The 20,813-nt window shown below is 65.6% G+C and carries 17 protein-coding genes; 7 read left to right on the top strand and 10 right to left on the bottom strand.

Annotated features, from left to right (window positions below):
- Positions 1-36: 36 nt before the first annotated feature.
- Positions 37-516, bottom strand: a complete 480-nt coding sequence (locus ACQP0C_RS40035; RefSeq protein ID WP_433728835.1) for a universal stress protein — start codon at positions 514-516, stop codon at positions 37-39.
- Positions 517-610: 94 nt separating this feature from the next.
- Here ACQP0C_RS40035 and ACQP0C_RS40030 point away from each other — a divergent pair, with 94 nt between their 5' ends.
- The 5 genes from ACQP0C_RS40030 (at position 611) to ACQP0C_RS40010 (ending at position 7,172) form a co-directional block, all read left to right on the top strand.
- Entirely contained in the window at positions 611-1,951 is a 1,341-nt protein-coding gene (locus ACQP0C_RS40030) for an ADP-ribosylglycohydrolase family protein (RefSeq protein ID WP_433728833.1), read from the top strand.
- Between the two features lie 37 nt (positions 1,952-1,988).
- A complete protein-coding gene (locus ACQP0C_RS40025) occupies positions 1,989-3,161 on the top strand; it encodes a glycoside hydrolase family 3 N-terminal domain-containing protein (RefSeq protein WP_433728831.1) in 1,173 nt (390 codons plus the stop codon).
- 457 nt (positions 3,162-3,618) lie between these two features.
- Positions 3,619-4,218 carry a TetR/AcrR family transcriptional regulator gene (locus ACQP0C_RS40020; protein ID WP_433681439.1) on the top strand — a complete coding sequence of 200 codons (600 nt, stop codon included), beginning with the start codon at positions 3,619-3,621 and terminating at the stop codon, positions 4,216-4,218.
- A gap of 161 nt (positions 4,219-4,379) precedes the next feature.
- Positions 4,380-5,834, top strand: a complete 1,455-nt coding sequence (locus ACQP0C_RS40015; protein WP_433728829.1) for a HEAT repeat domain-containing protein — start codon at positions 4,380-4,382, stop codon at positions 5,832-5,834.
- Positions 5,835-6,029: 195 nt separating this feature from the next.
- On the top strand, positions 6,030-7,172 hold the full coding sequence (locus ACQP0C_RS40010; protein WP_433728827.1) for a DUF5685 family protein: 1,143 nt from the start codon (positions 6,030-6,032) through the stop codon (positions 7,170-7,172).
- Here ACQP0C_RS40010 and ACQP0C_RS40005 read toward each other — a convergent pair whose 3' ends face one another.
- The 3 genes from ACQP0C_RS40005 to ACQP0C_RS39995 all read right to left on the bottom strand — a co-directional run bounded on the left by ACQP0C_RS40005 (position 7,173) and on the right by ACQP0C_RS39995 (position 10,140).
- Positions 7,173-7,844 (bottom strand): hypothetical protein, encoded by a 672-nt coding sequence (locus tag ACQP0C_RS40005; RefSeq protein ID WP_433728825.1) that lies wholly within the window; start codon positions 7,842-7,844, stop codon positions 7,173-7,175.
- Between the two features lie 71 nt (positions 7,845-7,915).
- Positions 7,916-8,782 carry a MaoC/PaaZ C-terminal domain-containing protein gene (locus ACQP0C_RS40000; RefSeq protein WP_433734792.1) on the bottom strand — a complete coding sequence of 289 codons (867 nt, stop codon included), beginning with the start codon at positions 8,780-8,782 and terminating at the stop codon, positions 7,916-7,918.
- Entirely contained in the window at positions 8,782-10,140 is a 1,359-nt protein-coding gene (locus ACQP0C_RS39995; RefSeq protein WP_433728823.1) for a 3-oxoacyl-ACP reductase, read from the bottom strand. The genes ACQP0C_RS40000 and ACQP0C_RS39995 overlap by 1 nt, the downstream gene beginning before the upstream one ends.
- Before the next feature lie 245 nt (positions 10,141-10,385).
- Here ACQP0C_RS39995 and ACQP0C_RS39990 point away from each other — a divergent pair, with 245 nt between their 5' ends.
- Positions 10,386-11,702 carry an acetyl-CoA C-acetyltransferase gene (locus ACQP0C_RS39990; RefSeq protein ID WP_433728821.1) on the top strand — a complete coding sequence of 439 codons (1,317 nt, stop codon included), beginning with the start codon at positions 10,386-10,388 and terminating at the stop codon, positions 11,700-11,702.
- A 93-nt stretch (positions 11,703-11,795) separates the two neighbouring features.
- Here ACQP0C_RS39990 and prcB read toward each other — a convergent pair whose 3' ends face one another.
- The 3 genes from prcB to ACQP0C_RS39975 all read right to left on the bottom strand — a co-directional run bounded on the left by prcB (position 11,796) and on the right by ACQP0C_RS39975 (position 16,087).
- On the bottom strand, positions 11,796-12,596 hold the full coding sequence (gene prcB, locus ACQP0C_RS39985; RefSeq protein ID WP_433728819.1) for a proteasome subunit beta: 801 nt from the start codon (positions 12,594-12,596) through the stop codon (positions 11,796-11,798).
- A gap of 409 nt (positions 12,597-13,005) precedes the next feature.
- On the bottom strand, positions 13,006-14,037 hold the full coding sequence (gene gnd / locus ACQP0C_RS39980) for a phosphogluconate dehydrogenase (NAD(+)-dependent, decarboxylating) (protein WP_433728817.1): 1,032 nt from the start codon (positions 14,035-14,037) through the stop codon (positions 13,006-13,008).
- Between the two features lie 1,909 nt (positions 14,038-15,946).
- A complete protein-coding gene (locus ACQP0C_RS39975; protein ID WP_433728815.1) occupies positions 15,947-16,087 on the bottom strand; it encodes a hypothetical protein in 141 nt (46 codons plus the stop codon).
- Between the two features lie 822 nt (positions 16,088-16,909).
- On the opposite strand from ACQP0C_RS39975, the gene ACQP0C_RS39970 reads away from it, so the two are divergent.
- Positions 16,910-18,901: a VanW family protein gene (locus ACQP0C_RS39970; protein ID WP_433728813.1), complete on the top strand. Its 1,992-nt coding sequence runs from the start codon at positions 16,910-16,912 to the stop codon at positions 18,899-18,901.
- Positions 18,902-19,382: 481 nt separating this feature from the next.
- Here ACQP0C_RS39970 and ACQP0C_RS39965 read toward each other — a convergent pair whose 3' ends face one another.
- From ACQP0C_RS39965 to ACQP0C_RS39955, 3 genes are read right to left on the bottom strand one after another with little or no spacing between them, the layout of a single operon-like run.
- Entirely contained in the window at positions 19,383-19,559 is a 177-nt protein-coding gene (locus ACQP0C_RS39965) for a DUF397 domain-containing protein (RefSeq protein ID WP_433728811.1), read from the bottom strand.
- Positions 19,560-19,607: 48 nt separating this feature from the next.
- A complete protein-coding gene (locus ACQP0C_RS39960; RefSeq protein WP_433728808.1) occupies positions 19,608-19,814 on the bottom strand; it encodes a DUF397 domain-containing protein in 207 nt (68 codons plus the stop codon).
- Complete coding sequence (locus tag ACQP0C_RS39955) at positions 19,811-20,710, bottom strand: helix-turn-helix domain-containing protein (RefSeq protein WP_433728806.1); 900 nt, start codon at positions 20,708-20,710, stop codon at positions 19,811-19,813. Before ACQP0C_RS39955 ends, ACQP0C_RS39960 begins: the two co-directional genes overlap by 4 nt.
- Positions 20,711-20,813 lie beyond the last annotated feature (103 nt).

The following is a 20,813-nucleotide window of genomic DNA, read 5'->3' as shown; positions in this document are numbered from 1 at the left end:
CAAACCCCGCGCGAAGCTACCCGAGCGACCCAAATCTCAGCGGCGCGGCTCCCTACCGGGCGGCACCATGAGTACCGGACGGTGACAATGCTTGAGCACGGCGTCGGCGACGCTGCTGTGCATCAGGGCGCGAATGCCGGTGGCGCCGCGGGTGCCTGCCACGATGATGTCGACGTCCAGGTCGTCGGCGGCTTCGACAATGGTGTTCCAGATCGTGGAAGTGCATTCGGCGGTACGCGCCTCGGCATTGAGCCCGGCGAGTTTGGCGAGGCGGACGCCCTCGGTATTGATATAGCGCGCGTCGACGTAGGCGATGTCCTCGATCTCCTCATCGGGGACCCACTCCGGCTGCATCACACCCGAGAGTCCGGACAGCCGAGCGGCCTGGCGCACCATCGGTTCCCACGCGGTGAGCACCACGGCTCTATTCGCCGACAGGAACCGGCCTGCGTATTCGATGGCCCGCTTGGCATTCTCGGAGCCGTCATAGGCAATGAGCATTAGATCGCACGGCACGATGACCTCCTGATGGGAGTCACATGGCTACGCCACAACATTACTCCGGACAAGCGTGCCCCGAGGTGTTGGCGCGCGCGGATAATCTGCGCGTATGTCCAATGCGAACGAACTGGTCTTCTTCGGCAGGCATGAGATCGATCCGCGGACGCTGCTGTATTACGAATGGCGGCAACGGCTCGAATCGGGCTATCCGGTGGCCGAGTTCGAGTCGGATGTGCGTGCGCTCGCCACCGCCGATCATGCCGACCCTACGGCGTGCTGGACGCTATTCGACCGGCTCGAAAACACCGAGCGCGATCCCGGCTGGGGCTATGACGAGTCGGATCTGCCCGAACCGACTGCGCCGCAATCATTCGAGTCGATGGACTCGGACTTATCCGATGCCGAGTTGTTCGAGCGGATTCACGGCGGTTGGCTCGGGCGATGCGTGGGCTGCACGCTCGGTAAACCGCTGGAGAATGGATTCGTCTGGACGCCCGCGCGAATACGCGAGTATCTCGAACGCGCCCGCGCCTATCCGCTGACCGACTATGTGCCCGCATTATTGCCGCCGTTGACGAAGTATCCGCTGAATCCGAGCTGGCCGGTATCGGTGCAGGGGTGTATCGACGGCGCCCCGCGCGATGACGATATCGATTACACCGTGCTCGGACTGCACCTATTGGAAACGTCTGGAAAGAATTTCACCCGATCCGATGTCGCGGACGCGTGGCTCGAGCATCTGCCGTTCCTGCAGACCTATACCGCGGAGCGGGTCGCCTATCGCAATCTGATCGACGGCTTGGCCCCGCCGCGAGTGGCTCGGTACCGAAATCCTTATCGCGAATGGATCGGTGCGATGATTCGCGCCGATATCTTCGGCTACATCAATCCGGGTGATCCGGTTCGCGCTGCCGCACTCGCCGCGCGCGACGCCGGACTCTCCCATACCGGCAACGGTGTCTACGCGGCGATGTGGGCGGCCGCGCTGGTCGCCGCCGCCTTCACCGCCGACGGCATAGCGTCCGCGCTTTCCCTTGCCCAACAGTGCATTCCGGAAGGTTCGAGGTTGTCCGTCGCGGTCGCGCAGGTCATCGCGGACCGGGAAAGCGGCATGTGCTGGGAGCAGGCCGTGGCGGCCATCCACCGCCGCCACGACCACTACAACTGGGTGCACGCCATTCCGAACGCCTGCCTCGTCGCCGCCGGATTGCTCTGGGGCGCAGGCGATTTCACTCGCACCATCGGACTCACCGTACAAGGCGGTTGCGATACCGACTCCAACGGCGCCACCGCGGGCTCGGTCGCCGGAATTCTCGTCGGGACCGCGATCCCGGCCCACTGGACCGACCCGTTCCACGACCGGCTGCACAGTGCGGTCTTCGGCTACGACGGCAGCCGCATATCCGACCTGGCCCGCAGGACTCGGCGACTCGCCGCTAGCACTACCTGAGTCGGACCGATCCGGACGCGCCGATTACCGTGGACACATGCGAAAGACGCCTCTCGTCATGCTCGCAATTCTCGCCGCCGTCGCGACCGGCTGCTCCGGCGGCGACTCCAGCTCCGCGCCGTCGCCATCGGCGCCCCCCGGCGCCACGACCGGCGCTATGACCGGTGCCACCACACCCGCCACCAGCCCGGCCAAGCGCAGCTGCGATGCCGACTACCTCGCGAAACTCACATTGCGTGAGAAGTTGGGGCAGCTGCTGACGGTCGGTGTCACCGGCGCCGACGATGCCACCAATGTGGTGCGCACCTCGCAGGTCGGCGGCATTTTCGTGGGCGGCTGGACCGATAAGTCACTGCTGGGCAGTGGGCTGATCGAACAGGTCAAGGCGGCGGCGAAGGTGCCGCTGATGGTGACGATCGATGAGGAGGGCGGCCGCGTCTCCCGGGCCAAGGACCTGATCGGTCCGGCGCCATCGGCTCGGGCGACCGTCCAGAGCATGACCGCCGAGCAGTTCCACGACGCCACCGTGATCCGCGGCCGGGCGCTGAAGGACCTGGGCGTGACGGTGGACTTCGCACCCGATGTCGATGTGAGCAGCCAGCCCGACGATTCGGTGATCGGTGACCGTTCGTTCTCCGACGACCCCGCGGTGGTCACCGAATACGCCAACGCCTACATCCGCGCCATGAAAGAAGTCGGCGTCGGCACGGTCATGAAGCACTTCCCGGGGCACGGTTCCGGATCGGGCGATTCGCATACCGGCGCCGTGCGCACCCCGGCGCTGGCCGAGCTGCAGAATGTCGACCTGGTTCCGTTCCGCAATCTCATCGATTCCGGCGCTGCCGTCATGGTCGGCCACCTCGACGTACCCGGCCTGACCACCCCCGATGTGCCCGCCAGCATCAGCCCGCAGGCCATGTCGCTGCTGCGCGAGGGCACCGGCTATGGCGCCGCGCCGTTCCAGGGCCCGATCTTCACCGATGACCTCGGCGGTATGGCGGCCATCACCAGCCGGATGAGCATCGAGGACGCGGTCGAGGCTGCCCTGGTCGCCGGTGCGGACAATGCGCTCTGGATCACCACCGATGCGGTGCCTCAGGTGCTGGACCGGTTGGAGCAGGCGGTGTCGAGTGGTCGGCTGAGCGCGGCTCGGGTCGATGAGTCGGTGCTGCGGATGGCGCGCTACAAGGGTGCGTTGCAGGCCTGCTGAGCTGATCTTTAGCGCCCCTCCAAGCATGTCGCTGCTGATCCTTTCGAGTGACCTGCGAGCAGGTCGCTGGTGATCCTTTCGAGTGACCTGCGAGCAGGTCGCTGGTGATCCTTTCGAGTGACCTGCAAGCATGTCGCCGCTGACCTTTTCGAGTGACCTGCAAGCATGTCGCTGCTGCCCTTTCCAGTGACCAGCAACCAGCCGCTGCTGCCCTTCTCCAGCGACCGGCAAGCAGTCGCTGCGGCCGTCGTCGTATGTTGTACAGCTGTGTTGTCGGAGGGTGCCCGTAGTATCGCTCTGCTGGACGGTTGAACAGCTGCCTCAGCAAATCCAAGGACATCGCGGTCCGAAGGAAGGAGCTCAGCGTCGCCCAGCGTGGTGAAGTTGCAAACGCGCAATCCGACCCGCCGAACTTACCTTGGAGTAATATAAAAGCTTCACCATGGTAGGAGAGTGAATGGCGGGCGGGACGAAGCGACTTCCTCGCGCGGTTCGTGAGCAGCAGATGCTCGACGCCGCGGTCGAGGTGTTCTCGCGTAAGGGGTTCCACGACACGTCGATGGACGCGATCGCCGCCGAGGCGAAAATCTCCAAGCCGATGTTGTACCTCTACTACGGCTCCAAGGATGAATTGTTCCGTGCCTGCATCCAGCGGGAGGGACTGCGCTTCATCGAATCGGTGGCACCGGCGGGCAACCCCCAGCTGTCCCCGCACGAGCAGGTCCGCACGGCCCTCGAGGGTTTCCTCGGCTTCGTCGACCGCAACCGCCACTCCTGGCAGGTCCTCTACCGCCAGGCAATCGGTCAGCAAGCCTTCGCCTCGGAAATCGAGAACGCCCGCGAACGAGTCATCGAACTAACCGCCAAACTCCTCGAATCCAGCGCAAAGCACGCCGAACCCGGCACCAACTTCGACGTAGTCGCGGTAGCCGTGATCGGCGCAGGCGAAGCAATCGCCGACCGAGTGGCCAGCGGCCGCATCGAGGTATCCGAGGCCGTAGACCTCCTCGACGACCTGGCCTGGCGTGGTCTCGCAGGCCGCAAGAAGGCCGAGTAGCAGGGCGCCGGAGACCCCACCTCGCCAGGTCACCGACATGTCAACGCAGGCAACACCTTCCGATCTCCCCCTGAGGGCGGTTTCAGTAGGATCCCTGTGTGCGGAGCCAAGACGAAGCGGCCTTGTACCGACGACGTGCTTCAGAGGAACCTCACGATGTCGTGCGTGGCAATCTGATCAAGACACTCACAGACCGGTGGCCTGACGATCCGGAAACCCGCTCGCTGCTGCATGATCTCGTTCACGTTGACGGTTCGGCCCATAATCGCACAGGTGTGGTGAGGCTTCTGGCAAGCCGCTGGCCGGACGAGCGGACCTGTGAGACGCTGCGACAGGTTACGATCACCGACCCGGAGCGTTCCGTTGCACAGTCTGCCGGGTTGTGCCTCGACAAAATTCGGCCGGGCGAGGCAATGTCCTGGATGCTCGAGTACCTGAGGTCGCCTGTTCCGGAAGTACGGGCCCGAGCCCTGATGGCACTGCGCTCCGTCTGGGAGGACCACCCCGACACACGCACAGCACTGCACGCGGCGATTACCGCCGATGACTGCCCCGGTGTGCGGGCGGTGGCGCTGCGGGAACTCGGCGACCGGGCGATGAAAGACCCGGTCTCCCGTGCCCTGGTTCACGACTGCCTGGCCAGGGACAGTTCCCCCGAGGTACGGTGCGCGGCACTGGACATCCTGGACCCCAGCGACGATCCGGACGCGGTCGACCTCGTGCGCCGTTTCGTCATCGACCCTGATCCTGGTGTCCGTGTGGCCGCAATCGAAGTCCTACAAAAGTGGCGCCCTCGCGACAGGGCCGCGACTACGCGGGCACTGTATGAGCGGATCACCATCGATGAGGATCCGGAAGTGTGTGCGGCGGCATTTCGGGCATTGCTCAGAAACCGCGCCGGGTCCCCGGTGTGGCCCAACCACACTGCAGCGATCACGTGGCTGCGGGAGTACATCGCCGCCGATCCCTTCGCTGAGAGTCGCCGATACGCGCTGTTTCTGGCAGATGACGTTGCTGACGATCCCGACATCCGTGCACTCATGGGAAGAATCGCCGAGCACCATCCTGACGACGAGATGCGTAGTTCCTTGATCACCAGACTGACCTTGGGAGAACACAGCGACGCCGGCACGCAGGAGGTGATACGGCGACTGGCGGCAACCGACTCGTCCTGGCATGTGCGGGCCTGCGCCGTCCAGGGCCTCGGTAAGTTCAGCGATGATCTGGACGACATCGAACCGCTGCCCGATGCCAGCTTGCTGCGCGACATCGAGCTGCTGTGCGAGCGTGCTGTCGCGGACCCGGAAGGAAACGTCCGCGGGGCAGCGTGGGAGATGCTGACACTCCATGCATACCTTGACGATGTATCCGCTCTCCGGCTCCGCCGGGCCGTCGACGACCCCGACACCGAGGTCCGCAAACAATTGCTCGTTGAAATCGTCGATGACGCGAAGTACGCCGATGACCGAACCCCCACCGCCACATACCTGACCGAACGAGCCGATCACGACCCGGATCCCGACGTCAGCCAGCTCGCCGCCGATCTCCTGACGGACCTGATCAGCGGGAAGGATATTGAGAGGCCGGTTGTGGGAACGAGATACCGATGGTACTGAGATGAGCTCATCCCGGCCTGAACGGTAGCCATTGCCCGGCCACTTTCAAGACGCTGGCTAGTGGCGGCCGGTGCGGGATGGACAGGTCAGTGTGGGGTGGCTCGGCTTGCGGCTGTGTTGGCGGGCTGCGAGAGTGCGGGTGGTCAAAGGTAGGGACCGGCGCAGTGGTCGGGGAACGGGGCGGAATTGTTCGGGATGTTGCGGCCGTGTTCGCATGGGGCCGAGAAGTATGGGATTGATGCGGCACAGTGGCGCACTCATATGTGCGGGCTGTGTTTGGGGCTGCGGGATGGGCATGGGCAGTTGGCGCGGGCGGCGACCAATACCGATGCGATTGTGCTGAGTGTGCTGACCGAGGCGCAGCTGTCGGGTCCGATGGCGCGGACCACGGCGGGGCCGTGTGCGCTGCGCGGGATGCGCCGGGCGGAGGTGGCGGCGGCGGATTCGCCTGGTGTACTGCTGGCGTCCACGGCGTCACTGTTGTTGGGCTCGGCCAAGATTCGCGATCACGTCGATGACGGTGACAGCTCCGCGCTCACCCGCCGTCCGATGACGAAGGTGTCGAGCCGTTGGGCCGAGCGCGCACGATCGCAGGCGGCGCTGATCGGTCTGGATGTGGAACCGCTTGTCGCCGCGATCAATTCGCAGGCGCACCTGGAAACTCTGACTCGCGTGGTCTCTCTCGACGACCTGACCGCCCCGACGCAGATCTGCGCTGCGGAACTGTTCGCTCACACCGCGGTGTTGGCCGATCGTCCGGAGAATATCGCCGCATTGCGCGAGGCCGGTAGGCATTTCGGCCGCATCGCGCACCTCGCCGACGCTGTCGAGGACTTCGATGAGGATCGGACGCGCGGCCGCTTCAACCCACTCGCCGCCACCGGCACCACCATGCCGCAGGCCTACGACCTACTGCGGCAATCTGATTCGCACCTGCGCGAGGCGGTCGTCGAGGCGCAACTGGACCAGATCCCCACCATCCGCTGGATGCTGCTCGACCCACTGCACGCCCTGGTCCGCCGAGTCGGCCGCGGCGTCGGCGCAACCGCCCACGCCTGCAACGCGTCCCGCCACACCTCCACCGCCCAATACCCGGCCTCGCCGCCCGACTTCGAAAAGCGCCCACCGGTCCGCCGCCCCGGCCTCGGCGAGGCCCTGGCACTGGTCTTGGGTGTCTACTGCACCGGCTACGCCTGCTGCGCCGACCACACGAACCCCTGCAACGGCCAACGCAAGGACGCCTGGATCAAGAACTGCGACTGCGGCGACTGCTGCGATTGCTGCGACTGCGGATGCGACTGCGGCGACTGCTGCTGCGATTGCGGTTGCGACTGCTGATCACCCCACACGGCTAGTCGGATAGTCGATTTCGTCGATATCCGCGGCCAAGTCGGCCAGACCGAGATCCGGGTTCAGTGCGGCGACGATCTCGTCCGTCAATGGCCCGAGGCTGAAGATATGGGCGACAGCGCCGAGATCCACCGCGACTTCGTAGTAGCTTTCGGCGAACTCGCGGTACCCCTCGGGCCGACCATCAACGAGGAGACCGAACAGATTGTCGGCCCCGTCGTCACCGCCCTGCGGGATTTCGACCGCACCGCATGCCCATGCCGAGTCGGCTGGTTCGCGCCAAAAGCACACCGTCGCTGCGAGTATCGAGTCCATGTCCTGAAATGCGGGCTCCTGCGCGCTTGACTGGAAGGTCACGGGCATCGAGTCGAGCAATCCCGGCCACAGCGCCGATGGCCCGGCCCGGTACGGATTCATCGGTGACTCGTGGTCGAATCCCCGCGCGAACGCCCCCGCCGGAGAGAACACGATCGAATACTCGGCCCCGCCGCCGTCGCGCATCGAGGCCAATTCCTCAGTAGCCGACCACTTCGAATTGAATGAGTAGTACCGGAACTCCCACTCCGGGCTGAGGATCGCATCCAGCATCGCCATAGCCCGGCAGCGGTCCCGGACCGCCGAGATCGAGGGCAGCTGGCGGATCGTCTCATGCACAGACATGCCGCAATTCAAGCATCGTGAAACGCGCGGAGCCGCACCCGATCGGATGCGGCTCCGCGAGCGATCGGGTTTCAGCGCAGGGTGGCCGTCAGATGCGGGTAGCCCTTCTGCGGGTGCAGCAATGCCAGATCCCAACCACCCTCGGCCTTGTCGGCGTACACGTTCACCGTGGACGGCAGCAGAATCGGCTTGCCGAATTTGACCGCGTAGGTCGCCTTTTCCGGGATACGCCCCTCGACATTGGCGAGGACATTGGCGGCTGACCACATGCCGTGTGCGATCGCCTTCGGGAATCCGAATGCCTTGGCGCCCAGAGCCGAGGTGTGGATCGGGTTGTGGTCACCAGAGGCGGCCGCGTACCGGGTGATCGTCTTCTGATCCACCCGGATGGTCCGCATCGGCGGCGGCGGAACCTCTTCCGGCTTCGGCTCGGCCTTCGGCTCATCCGAGAGCGAGGTGCGCTGCTGGTGCAGGAAGGTGGTGACCTGACGCCACACCAGTTCCCGGCCGACGTTCACCTCGGTGATCGCGTCCACCAGCAGCCCCTTCGGGTGCTCACGCAGGTTCTCGATGTGAGTCTTGAAGTCCAGCGGCTCGCTCACCGAGATCTCGCGGGTGCGCTCGATCAGGTTCTGCGCGTGCACCGCACCCACCGCGACGAACGGAAAGTCCCGTGCCACAACCAGTTGCATCGCCAACGGGAAGCTGAGAATGAACGGGTAGGTCAGCGGCAGCGAGTCACCGAACCGCAGCCCGGTCGCCCGGCAGTACGCGGCCAGGTGATCCGGATCCACCCGCACCCCGTCCAGCCGCACGACGCGATCGGGCACGGTCGACCTGCGCGCCGAGATCAGTGGCACCGGTACCGCACCCAGCGCGGCCTTGACGAACAGGCTGCTGTTCTTGGGAGGTTCGGTGAGCGTGATCATTTCCGTCATCATGCTCCGATCAGGCTCTGCCCGCAGACCCGAACCACATTGCCGCTCACCGCATTCGACGCCGGGCTGGCGAAGTAGGCGATGGTCTCGGCGACGTCGACGGTCTGCCCGCCCTGCAGCAGCGAGCTCATCAGACGACCGGCCTCACGGGTGGCCAGCGGAATGGCCGCGGTCATGGCGGTTTCGATGAAGCCGGGCGCGACGGCGTTGATGGTGATGCCCTTCTCGGCCAGCTTCGGCGCCTCGGCGTCGACCATACCGATGACACCGGCCTTGGAGGCGCCGTAGTTGGTCTGGCCGCGGTTGCCCGCGATGCCCGCGATGGAGGAAACGTCGATCACGCGGCCGCCTTCCTTCAGCGCGCCACTGGCCACCAGCCCCTCGGTAATGCGGTGCGGTGCGGCGAGATTCACGTTGATGACCGAGTTCCAGCGGCCCTCGTCCATATTGGCGAGCAGCTTGTCGCGGGTGATACCGGCGTTGTGCACGATGATGTCGATGCCGCCGAAGCGCTCGGTGGCGAATTCGGCCAACTTCTCCGCGGCGTCCGATGCGGTCACATCGAGTGCGAGCGCGGTGCCGCCGACCTTGTTCGCGGTGGCCGAAAGGGCCTCACCGGCGGCCGGGATATCGGCGACGATCACGGTCGCGCCGTCGCGGGCGAATACCTCGGCGATGGTCGCGCCGATGCCGCGCGCGGCACCCGTGACCACGGCGACCTTGCCGTCGAGCGGCTTGTCCCAGGCGGCCGGGGCCACCGCGTCGGCCTTGCCGACCCGGATGACCTGACCGTCGACGAATGCCGACTTGGCCGAAAGCAGAAAGCGCAGTGTGGATTCCAGTCCGGACGCGGTCGCGGAGGCCTCCGGGTGCAGGTACACCAGTTGGGCGGTGGCGCCGCGCAGCAGTTCCTTGGCGACGCTGCGGGTGAAGCCCTCGAGCGCGCGCTGGGCGATCTGCTCGTCGACGCTCGCCGTCAGCTCGGGCGTGGTGCCGATGACCACGATGCGACCGGATGCGGCAACGCTGCGCATGGCGGGCTGGAAGAATTCGAACAGCTGCGACAGGTCCTCGATCGAGCCGACGCCGGTCGCGTCGAACACCAGCGCGCCGTACTTCTGCCCGGCGGCGGGCGCGTCGGCGAAGGTGTAGTCCGACAGCAGGGTGCGCACGGGTTCGGCGACCCGGCCCTTGCCGCCGAGCAGTACCGGACCGGGCAGTGGCGGCTCACCGGCCTGGTAGCGGCGCAGATTCTCCGGCTGTGGCAACCCGAGCCTGCTCGCCAGGAATTGACCCGGAGCGGAGTGTACGAACGATCCGTAGAGGTTGGGAGCACCCTTGCTCTTGCTGGCTGCCACTGTTTCTCCCTTTTCTGTGTCTCGTGTGTCGTGGTTTCGGCTCGCCGGTGGCTGCGCTGCCGAATGGTCTGCTCGCTCACTACATGCCCCGGCGCGAATTTACGCAGACTTCCGGGGTACGGTGTCGACAATAAACTTACTCCAGAGTAAGTTTAAAGTAAACCAACCGCGACGGGGCGCCGATCTGCGCGGACACTCCGCGCCGAACGGCCCACCGGGCACCCGACGAGACCTTGGAGACTCGAGTGACAACCAAAGCCCGTTCAGCGAAGAGCACGGCAAACAAGGCCCCGCGCCCGATCGCCATCGTGGGCGGCAACCGGATTCCGTTCGCCCGCTCCGATAAGGCCTATGCCCACGCCTCGAACCAGGACATGTTCACCGCCGCGCTGGACGGTCTGGTCAGCCGGTTCGGCCTGCAGGGCGAGCGCCTGGGCATGGTCGTCGGCGGCGCGGTGCTCAAGCGCGTCGGCGAGCACGGCATGGTCCGCGAGAGCGTGCTCGGCAGCAAGCTGTCCCCGTACACCCCGGCCCACGACCTCCAATTGGCTTGCGGCACCGGCCTGCAGGCGATCGTCACCGTCGGTGACGCGATCGCCGCCGGACGCATCGAAGCTGGTATCGGTGGTGGCACGGACACCACGTCCGATGCCCCCATCGGGGTCAGTGAGGGTATGCGCGAGTGGATGCTCGACGCGAACCGCGCCAAGACCACCAAGGACCGCCTCAAGCTGGTCGGCCAGCTGCGCCCCGGCATGCTCGGCATCGAAATCCCGCGCAATGCCGAACCGCGCACCGGCCTGTCCATGGGTGAGCACGCCGCCATCACCGCCAAGGAATTCGGCATTTCGCGCGAGGGCCAGGACGAACTGGCCTACCTGTCGCACAAGAATATGGCCGCCGCCTACGACCGCGGGTTCTTCGATGACCTGATCACCCCGTTCCTCGGCCTGACCCGCGACGACAACCTGCGTCCCGGCTCGACCGTCGAGAAGCTGGCCACCCTAAAGCCGGTCTTCGGCGTCAAGGCGGGCGATGCCACCATGACCGCCGGTAACTCCACCCCGCTCACCGACGGCGCCTCCGCGGTCCTGCTGTCCAGCGACGAATGGGCCGCCGAGCACAACCTGCCGGTGCTCGCGCATCTGGTCGACTCCGAGGTCGCCGCCGTCGATTACATCCACGGCCCGGACGGGCTGCTGATGGCGCCGACCTACGCGGTGCCGCGCATGCTGGCCCGAAACGGCCTGACCCTGCAGGACTTCGACTACTACGAGATCCACGAGGCCTTCGCCTCGGTCGTGCTCGCCACACTGCAGGCGTGGGAGTCGGATCAGTACTGCAAGGAGCGCCTCGGCCTGGACGGCGCGCTCGGTTCGATCGATCGCAGCAAGCTCAATGTCAACGGCTCCTCGCTCGCCGCGGGCCACCCGTTCGCCGCGACCGGCGGCCGCATCGTCGCCTCCGCGGCGAAGATGCTGGCGGAGAAGGGATCCGGTCGCGCGCTGATCTCCATCTGTGCCGCTGGCGGCCAGGGCGTCGTGGCGATCCTGGAGCGCTGACCTCGCGCCGAGCACGAAAACAATTGACAGCGGGTGGTATTCGGTCGTTCCCCTCGACCGAATGCCACCCGCGGTCTTTTCAGCGAAATGCGATCAATCGCGGGCCATTGTGGCACGCTTGTCGACCAGTCCGCGGGTGATCTCGGCGAGTTGGTCCGCGGGAACCTCCACGGCGCCATCGGAATTGATGACGACCACGGTCGGGTAGATGCCCCGGGTGAGATCAGGTCCGCCGGTGGCGGTGTCGTCCTCGGCGGCGTCGAAGAGCGATTCGACGGTGATCCGCAGCGCCTCGTCCTCATCGATACCGCGGCTGTAGGTCTTCTTCAGCGAGGACTTCGCGAACAGTGAACCGGAGCCCACCGCGGTGTAGCCGAACCGCTCCTCGCTGCGCCCGCCGACGACATCGTAGGAGAAGATCCGTCCGACCTTGTCCGGATCGGTGGCGCTCAGGTCCAAGCCGACCAGGACCGGGACCACCGCCATATCCTGCAGTGCGGCAGGCAGATTGTCGCGCACCATCTTCGACAGCTTGTTCGCCTTACCCTCGAATGTCAGACCGACACCCTCGATCTTCTCGTAGTGTTCGAGTTCGACGGCGAACAGCCGGATCATCTCGATGGCCATGCCCACCGTGCCCGCGAAACCCGCCGCCGAATAGGTGTCGGTGATGAACACCTTCTCCATATCCCGGCTGGCCAGCAGATTCCCCATGGTGCCGCGCCGATCGCCGGCGAGCAGCACACCGCCGCGGTAGGTGACCGCCACAATCGTGGTGCCGTGTGGCGCGATGTCCTGACCGTTCACCTTGGCATTGCCGAAATGGCTGCTGGGCAAGAGTTCTGGGGCATACCTGCGCAGGCTCTCGGAGAAGGAAGACGTCGCGAACTCCATATCTGCCACCGTAACGACTTCCCGCCTCGGGTGTCAGCGCACCGAAGTCCAGGGGTGGCGGCGTATGGGGCCGGTCCGGGTGCGAGCCGAGTCGGTGTTCGGGTATCGGATCGGTCCGGGTGTGGGCTGGGTCCGTGGCGGTGATCGGAGCAGCCCTGGGTGTGAGCTGTGTCCGTGGCGGCCACCGGACCAGCCCCGGGTGCGAGTCGAGTCGGTGTTCGGGCGTCGGATCGGTCCGGGTGTGAGCTGGGTCCGTGGCGGTGATCGGACCAGCCTCGGTGTGAGTCGAATCCGCATTCCGCCGACGGACCATGCCCGACATGCGCCGCCATCGAACCGGCGAAGGCCAGCTTGGTGAACAACTCCGGCCAGTGTTCTGTCTGAGACGGAGTCGCATGGTCCTCGGCGGCTACTTCGAGGGCAGCTCGTGGTGTCCGCCGAAGGCCTTGCGCATGGCCGAGAGCATTTTGTCCGCGTACAACGCCTCCCCGCGCGAGGAGAACCGCGCGAACAGGGCGGCAGCGAGCACAGGTGCGGGGACGCCGGTATCGATCGCGGCGTCGAGGGTCCAGCGTCCCTCGCCGGAGTCCGATACCCGGCCGTCGAAGGACGCGAGGGTCGGATCGGCGTAGAGCTCGCTCGCGGTCAGGTCCAGCAACCAGGAAGCGACCACCGAACCGCGCCGCCACACCTCGGTGACCTCGGGCACGTCGATGTCGTACCGGTACCACTCCGGATGTTCGAGCGGGGTCTCCTCGGCCGAGGCCACGGCGTCGTGATCCGCGCCGATATTCGCCTTGTGCAGGATGTTCAGACCCTCGGCGTAGGCGGCCATCGCGCCGTATTCGATGCCGTTGTGCACCATCTTCACGAAATGGCCCGCACCGGCCGGACCGCAGTGCAGATAGCCCTGCTCGGCGGGGGAGGGTTCGCCGGTGCGGCCCGGGGTCCGCTCGGCCGCCTCGACCCCCGGTGCGATGGACTTCAGCAGCGGATCCAGATGCGCCACCGGCTCGGCCTCGCCGCCGATCATCAGGCAGAAGCCGCGGGCCAGGCCGAATACGCCGCCAGAGGTGCCGATGTCCACATAGTGGATGCCCTTGGGTTTCAGCGCGGCGGCGCGGGCGATGTCGTCGTGGTAGCGGCTGTTGCCGCCGTCGATGATGATGTCGCCGGGTTCGAGCAGGTCAGCGACCTGGTCGATGACCTGGCCGGTCACCGCGGCCGGGATCATCACCCAGACCACCCGTGGCGTCTGCAGCCTGGATATGAAGTCCTTCAGGTCGGTGGTGCCCTGGAAGCTGTCGCCGCCCAGCTCCTCGGCGAGAGCGACGGTGGTCTTTGGTTTGCGTTCGTAGCCGACGGCGGTGTGTCCGTCCTTGACGATCCGGCGCACGATATTGGCGCCCATCCGGCCCAGGCCGATCATTCCCAGTTGCATTCCATCCATCTCCCTCGTCGTGTCGGGGCCCTGGTGGTGAGAGTTCTGCTCGATTGTCCCGCGCGGGTGTAACGCGCGCTGCGCTGCACCGATAAACGGGTTGGCTCCGCGTAGTTGCCAGACCCCCGACCCGGCAACTGCGCGGGGCCCTTCCATGTGTGGCGCGGTCCGTTACACGGGATTTGCTCGTGGACCGTGCTGTGCTGCCGACGTGGGTAGCGACCACTATCGTTGGCGGAGACTCGCACCGTGCGAGCTCCTTTCAATCGAGCGGGGAGGACGGTTCGTGACGGGCGAATCGAGCACTGGGCGACGCGACCGACACGAAAACGGCGAGGTCGGACTGAGACAGCTCCTCGACGCAGCTAGATCCGCTCCCCGCCAGCCGCTACCACCCCGCCCCGTTCCCCAGTCACCGAATCCACAGCAGGCGTCGGACGTGTACCAGACGGATCCGAGTCAGGCTGGGGATCCGAGTCAGGCGGGGGATCCGAATTGGGTGGCGGATCCGAGTCAGGCGAGGGATCCGAATCGGGTGGCGAACCCGCAGGCTGGGGAAACGAATCGGGTGGCCGCACAGCATCAGCCGCCTCTGCCGCGTACGGTCCCGCAGCAGGTACCGGGCTCGCATCCTGCGGCTACCTCGCATCAATCCTGGTCGCAGCATCAGCCGCAACCCGAGTCCCCCCAGCATCGCCCAGCGCCGCATCAGTCGGCGGAAGCGTACGAGTCAGCACCGGATTACCAGCCGGTGGCCCAACATCATTCGGCCGCGCAGCCTCAGTCGGTGGCCCAGAGTCATTCGGCGAGTGAGTATCAGCCAGCGGCCCAAGGTCATTCAGCGGCTGAGTATCAACCGGTGCCCCAGCATCAGTCGGTGGCCCAACATCATTCGGCGGCTGACCAGCAGTCGGCGGACGCGTATGCGCATCAGCACGAGTCGCCCCTGTATCGGTCGGTGTCGCATCAGTCAGCGGCGCAGTATGATTCGGCGGCCGAGCAGCAGTCTGTGGCGCGGCACCAGCCTCCACCGCCACACCCGGTTCCGCACCATGCAGCTGGCGCGCGTGAGGTGGCGGCACAGCATCAGCCAACGGCACACGATCATTCGGCAGCTGAGTATCGGCCGGGGGCCGCGTATCAGTCGCACTCCGAGTCGTTCGGGCACCAGCCGGATCCGCATCCCGAGGCCCGTCCGCACGAGGCGGGGCAGCACCAGGCTTCGCCGCAGCGTCAACCGGCGGCCCCATATCAGCCCCATTCGCCCGAGGATCAGACTGAGCCGCACCATTCGGCGGTGCAGTATGGGGCGGCCGCCGAGTACCAACCGACGGCGGAACATCAACCAGCTGCGCAACATCATTCGGTAGCTGAATATCAGTCGGGGGCTGAGTATCAGGCTCACCCCGAGTCGGCTGAGCATCAATCGGAGCGGCACCAGTCGGCGGCGCAGTTCGGGTCTGCGGTCGAGCGTCAGTCAGTGGCACAACACTATTCGGCAGCCGAGTATGGATCGGCGGCCGAGTATCAGCCTCGGCCCGAGTCGATCCCACATCGGCCTGCGTCGGATCAATCGGTGGCGGAGTATGGGGCAGCGGCCGCACAACAGTCGATGGCGCGGCATCAGCCACAGTCGTCGCGTACGGTTCTGGATCACGAGGTTGCCTCGAATGAGGTGACTGCGCGGCATCAGTCCTCGCTGCAGCATCCGACGGAACCGCGTCGGTCGGCGGCGGAGTATGGGTCGGCAGTCGAGCACCCATCGGGGGCGGAGCATTCGGCTGCGGAGCATCAGCCCGCGACGCAACATCATTCGGCGGTCGGATATGAGTCGGGGGGCGCGTATCAGGCTCCTCTCGAGTCGCAAGAGCACCGGCTGGTGCCGCATCATTCGGCGGCTGAGTATGAGTTAGCGGCCGAGCAGCAGTCGGTGGCGCGGCATCAGCCACCGCCGCCGCACATGGTTCCGCATCACGAGGTTGGCCAGCATGAGGTGGCTGCTCAGCAGCAGTCCCCGCAGCCTCAATCGGCGGCCTCGTATCAGCCTCATTCGCCCGAGCATCAGACTGGGCTGCAGTATTCGGCGGTGCAGTATGGGGCGGCCGCCGAGCAATCTGCGGCCGAACATCATTCAGCTGCGCAGCTTCAGTCGGGGGCCGAATATCAGGCGGGGGCCGAGTATCAGCCTCCGCCCGAGTCGACCCCGCATCGGCCCGCGTCGCATCAATCGATGACCGAGTACGAGTCGGCGGCCGATCAGGCAGTGGCCCAACGTCATTCGTTGGCCGAACGTCAATCGGCGGCCTCGTATCAGCCTCATTCGCCCGAGCATCAGACTGAGCCGCACCATTCGGCGGCGCGATATGGGACGGCCGCCGAGTATCAATCGGCTGCGCAGCTTCAGTCGGGGGCCGAATATCAGGCGGGGGCTGAGTATCAGGCTCACCCCGAGTCGGCTGAGCATCAATCGGAGCGACACCAGTCGGCGGCGCAGTTCCGGTCTGCAGTCGAGCATCAGTCAGTGGCACAACACTATTCGGCAGCCGAGTATGGGTCGGCGGCCGAGTATCAGCCTCAGCCCGAGGCGGCCCAGCATCGGCCTGCGTCGCATCAGTCGATGACCGAGTACGAGTCGGCGGCCGATCAGGCAGTGGCCCAGCATCATTCGTTGGCCGAACGTCAACCGGCGGCCCTGTATCAGCCTCATTCGCCTGAGCATCAGACTGAGCCGCACCATTCGGCGGCGCGATATGGGACGGCCGCCGAGTATCAATCGGCTGCGCAACATCATTCGGCAGCTGAGTATCAGGCGGCGGCCGAGTATCAGCCTCAGCCCGAGGCGGCCCAGCATCGGCCCGCGTCGCATCAATCGATGATTGAGTACGGGGCGGCGGCCGATCAGGCAGTGGCCCAGCATCATCCGCCGCATCAGTCGGTGGCGGAGTACGGGGCGGCCGCTGGTCAGGCAGTGGCCCAGCATCATTCGTTGGCCGAGCGGCAGTCGGCGGCGCTGCAACAGACCGAGGCAGGGCAGCGGGCATCGGAGTCGGTTGGTGATTCCATGCCGACTGCGCCGTTGCGGACTGCTCGGAGACCGAAGGTAAGAGCGTCCGAGGGGGACGAGGCTTCGGGGGCTGGTGCGCGTTGGCGGGGGCAGCGGGTGCCGGAGAGACCGGTGAAGTCGGGTGGGTGGAAATCGCCTCTCGTCAAGCGGATCGGCATCGGGGTCGGTGCGTTTGTGGTGGTGGCGGGGCTGGCTTATGTTGCGGACCTGGTGTTTTCGTCGGGGCATGTGCCGCGTGGGGTTGTGGTCGCCGGTATTGATATCGGCGGCAAGGACACGGCGGCGGCGGATGCGGAACTGCGCAGCGCGCTCGATCCGCGCGCTGATCGGGAGCTTCCCCTGCAGATCGGTGATGTGCAGACCAGGCTGACGCCCAAAACCGCTGGTCTGGCAATTGATTGGGATAGCACCTGGGCCAATGTCGGTACCCAGCCACTCAATCCGATCACCCGGCTGACCTCGCTGTTCACCACGCATACCGCGCCGGTCGCGAGCACTGTCGACGGCAATGCACTGGATGCCCAGCTCACTGCGCTGCGCGTGCACGACCGCGCGACGGTCGAGGGCACCATTGCCTTCGATGGCGCGCGCCCGGTCGCGGTGCCGCCGGTGCCGGGCCGCGTCCTCGATGTGCCCGCCGCGCGTACCGCGCTCATCGACAACTGGTATCTCGGTGCGCTGCTCGATCTTCCCGAGACCGCGGCGCCGATCGCCGTGCGCGCGGAGGCGGTCGAACGGGCGTTGCACGAGGTCGCCGAACCCGCGGTGCGTGCACCGATTGTCTTCGCGGGCAAGAACAATGCGACCGGCAGACTGGAACCGGAGCAGATCGCGTCCCTGCTGTCCTTCGCGCCCGATGGCCAGGGCGGGCTCGCCGCGAGCTTCAAACAGGATGTGGCGCAGGGCGTACTCGGCCCACAGCTGGCACCGTCGGAGGTCGAGGCCAAGGACGCGACCTTCGCGCTGACCGGGGCGAAACCCACCGTGGTTCCGGCCATTATCGGTGACAAGATCAATTGGGCGAAGACATTGGAGCAGTTGCCCACTCTGATGGCTGCGCCACAGGAGCGCACCGCGCAGGCCGTCTATGAAAAGGTCGACCCCAAGCTCACCACCGAGGCCGCGAACGCACTCGGCGTCAACGAGATGATGGGGCAGTTCACCACCAGCGGCTTCAGCGGCCCGTCCGGGGTGAACATCCGCGTGGTCGCCCAAAAGGTGAACGGCGCCATCGTCAAGCCGGGAGAAACCTTCTCGCTCAACGACTTCACCGGCCCCCGCGGCACTGCCGAAGGCTACGTCGAATCCGGCATTATCGACCACGGCCGCCCCAGCACCGCTGTCGGCGGCGGCATCAGCCAATTCGCCACCACCCTCTACAACGCAGCCTATTTCGCGGGCATGGAGGACGCGGGCCACACCGAGCACAGCTACTACATCTCGCGCTATCCCGCGGCACGCGAGGCCACCGTCTTCGACGGCGCCATCGACCTCAAATTCCGCAACACCGGCCAAACCGGCGTCTACATCGAGACTTCGACCACCGACTCCGAGGTCACCGTCCGCCTCTGGGGCACCAAGACCGTCAACGTCGAATCCATCACCGGCGAGAAAACCAAGCCCACCGAACCGACCACCATCAAACTCCCCAAGGGCAAGGACTGCATCGCCACCGAAGGCGCCCCCGGCTTCACCATCTCCGACACCCGAGTCATCACCGACCGCAAGACCGGCCGCGAAATCTCCCGCACCACCCGCACCGTCAAATACGACCCCATCCCAGTCGTCAAGTGCGAGTAGACCTCGCCTAGCTGTCGCATAGCGCGTGACTGCCTCGCATAGCCTGCAGAGCCTGTTGCCGAATTATCGCGGATTTTCGCCGTGACCCAGGTCACGCGGCTATGTCGGCGACTGCAGCGCAATCGTGCTCACCCGAAGGATATTTGATCCCCCGCGTGTGACGTTGATGTGACGGAACAACCGCCCGGCGGCGCATTCGGCAACAGGCTCTGCAACCTATGCGAGGCAATCAGTAGGTATGCGCCAGGACAAAGGCACCTTTGTCAGGGTCGGAATCCTTGTGGGTCCTGGGGGCCGTTCCCTCTGCGCGGCACGCCGGGCCCGCATATGGCTCAGCCTGGGGGCGAGGAGAAGGCCCGCCAAGCGTCCTGTCCTACAACCGATGTCGAGTGCGCGCTGTTTATCCCCCCTGAGCCCGACGGCGGAATGTCATGGCGAGCACGGGGCTTCGTTGCCTACAAGAGCTCTAATTCGCCGCAGCTTATGGCAGTGGTGAACGTATCCCACTCGTGCGGAGTGAGGACCAGTGCTGGTCCGGTGGGGTACTGGAGTGGACGCCGACCCCGCCGCTGTCGAGATGAGCCACCTCAACGCATTCGCTTCCGGCTGAGCTGTGGCTGCTCTCGAACCAGCGGGCATCGGGAGCGTCGGGGCTCATGATCCGTACTCCTTCGTGCTTTGCGGCCGGTCGCGTAGCCTCGTTGCCCTACGAGGGCTCGAATTCGCCGTGGTTGATTCCAGCGGTGAAGGCGGCCCACTCGTGCGGAGTGAAGACGAGTGCAGGTCCGGTGGGGTTCTTGGAGTCGCGGACGCCGACCTGACCGTTGGCGAGGTGGGCCACCTCCACGCAGTCGCTTCCGCCTGCGCTGCGGCTGCTTTTGAACCACCGGGCTGCAGATAGGTCGATGCTCACGGTGCATACTCCTTCGCTACCCGCCGCAGCAGGTGCTTGCTGTCTGCCACATTCAACGCTACCGGCTGGAGTGCTGTGTGCGCTTGCCGATAGCGGCGCACGCTGTCCGGGCGTTCCAGGTACATATCGCCTGTGTAGCTTTCGACGAAGATAACGGTCGGTTCGAACGGTTGGCCCTCTTTGTCGAGCCCGAAGTCCAGAATGGTGAACGGGCCGGTCGAGATGCCGAGAGGAAAGCCAGCGGCGGACGGCAACACCTGAACGGTGACGTTCGGCGGCATATCAGCCAAGTATCGCAACTGATCAGCCATGACTCGCGGGCTGCCGACGACCCGGCGCAGAACCGCCTCATCGAGGATGAGATGTACCAACGCAGGATCGAACCTGCGTCGAATCAAGCTCTGCCGCTTGATCCTTAGCCGGACGCGTCGTTCGATCTCGTCGGCGGTTTCGTGCACGAAATATGCGCGGTCGAGCGCGCGAGCGTAGTCGGCGGTCTGAAATAAACCCGACACCATGTCCGGCCGATAGATGGCCAACTGCTGTGCGGCTGCTTCCAGCCCGACGTACAGGTTGAAGTATGACGGAATGAGGTCGCCGTATTCGTGCCACCAACTTCGCTCGTTTCCTTGCTGGGCAAGCCCTTTCAGCGCGGGAAGCATCTTCGGCTCGTCGTACAGATGGCACAACGCCTCGATGTCGTCGAGCTCGATGCGGTTGGCCTCGCCCGTTTCGAGTCGCTGTAGCGTCCCTGACCCGCGCCCGATGGCTCGGGACGCCTGCACGATGGACAGTCCCGTCTGCTGCCGTAGATCCCGCAGATACCGCCCCAACTGGCGGCGCGGAAGGTTTCCGGTCGCCTTGCCGGAGAGGTTGCCCTTGCTCGGTATGCCCATGGCTTGCTCCAAATTTTTGGGTGGCGCGCAGTCGGGTCGGTGGGTGACGCTTCGTACTCGCTGTGGGTGATCCCCTCGGCAAACGGGAAAACTGTTGTGGACC

The organism is Nocardia sp. CA-129566, assembly GCF_050956075.1.
In the GTDB taxonomy this organism is placed as follows: Bacteria; Actinomycetota; Actinomycetes; order Mycobacteriales; family Mycobacteriaceae; genus Nocardia.
This window is presented reverse-complemented; position numbering and strand designations above follow the sequence as displayed.

What these genes read in the sequence shown, in the direction of transcription:
- ACQP0C_RS40030 (WP_433728833.1), top strand. Translation starts at nt 611, where the DNA reads ATGTCCAATGCGAACGAACTGGTCTTCTTCGGCAGGCATGAGATCGAT.
- ACQP0C_RS40025 (WP_433728831.1), top strand. Translation starts at nt 1,989, where the DNA reads ATGCGAAAGACGCCTCTCGTCATGCTCGCAATTCTCGCCGCCGTCGCG.
- ACQP0C_RS40020 (WP_433681439.1), top strand. Translation starts at nt 3,619, where the DNA reads ATGGCGGGCGGGACGAAGCGACTTCCTCGCGCGGTTCGTGAGCAGCAG.
- ACQP0C_RS40010 (WP_433728827.1), top strand. Translation starts at nt 6,030, where the DNA reads ATGTTGCGGCCGTGTTCGCATGGGGCCGAGAAGTATGGGATTGATGCG.
- ACQP0C_RS40005 (WP_433728825.1), bottom strand. Translation starts at nt 7,844, where the DNA reads ATGTCTGTGCATGAGACGATCCGCCAGCTGCCCTCGATCTCGGCGGTC.
- ACQP0C_RS40000 (WP_433734792.1), bottom strand. Translation starts at nt 8,782, where the DNA reads ATGACGGAAATGATCACGCTCACCGAACCTCCCAAGAACAGCAGCCTG.
- prcB (WP_433728819.1), bottom strand. Translation starts at nt 12,596, where the DNA reads ATGGAGTTCGCGACGTCTTCCTTCTCCGAGAGCCTGCGCAGGTATGCC.
- gnd (WP_433728817.1), bottom strand. Translation starts at nt 14,037, where the DNA reads ATGCAACTGGGAATGATCGGCCTGGGCCGGATGGGCGCCAATATCGTG.
- ACQP0C_RS39975 (WP_433728815.1), bottom strand. Translation starts at nt 16,087, where the DNA reads ATGAGGCTGATACGAGGCCGCCGATTGAGGCTGCGGGGACTGCTGCTG.
- ACQP0C_RS39970 (WP_433728813.1), top strand. Translation starts at nt 16,910, where the DNA reads ATGATTGAGTACGGGGCGGCGGCCGATCAGGCAGTGGCCCAGCATCAT.
- ACQP0C_RS39965 (WP_433728811.1), bottom strand. Translation starts at nt 19,559, where the DNA reads ATGAGCCCCGACGCTCCCGATGCCCGCTGGTTCGAGAGCAGCCACAGC.
- ACQP0C_RS39955 (WP_433728806.1), bottom strand. Translation starts at nt 20,710, where the DNA reads ATGGGCATACCGAGCAAGGGCAACCTCTCCGGCAAGGCGACCGGAAAC.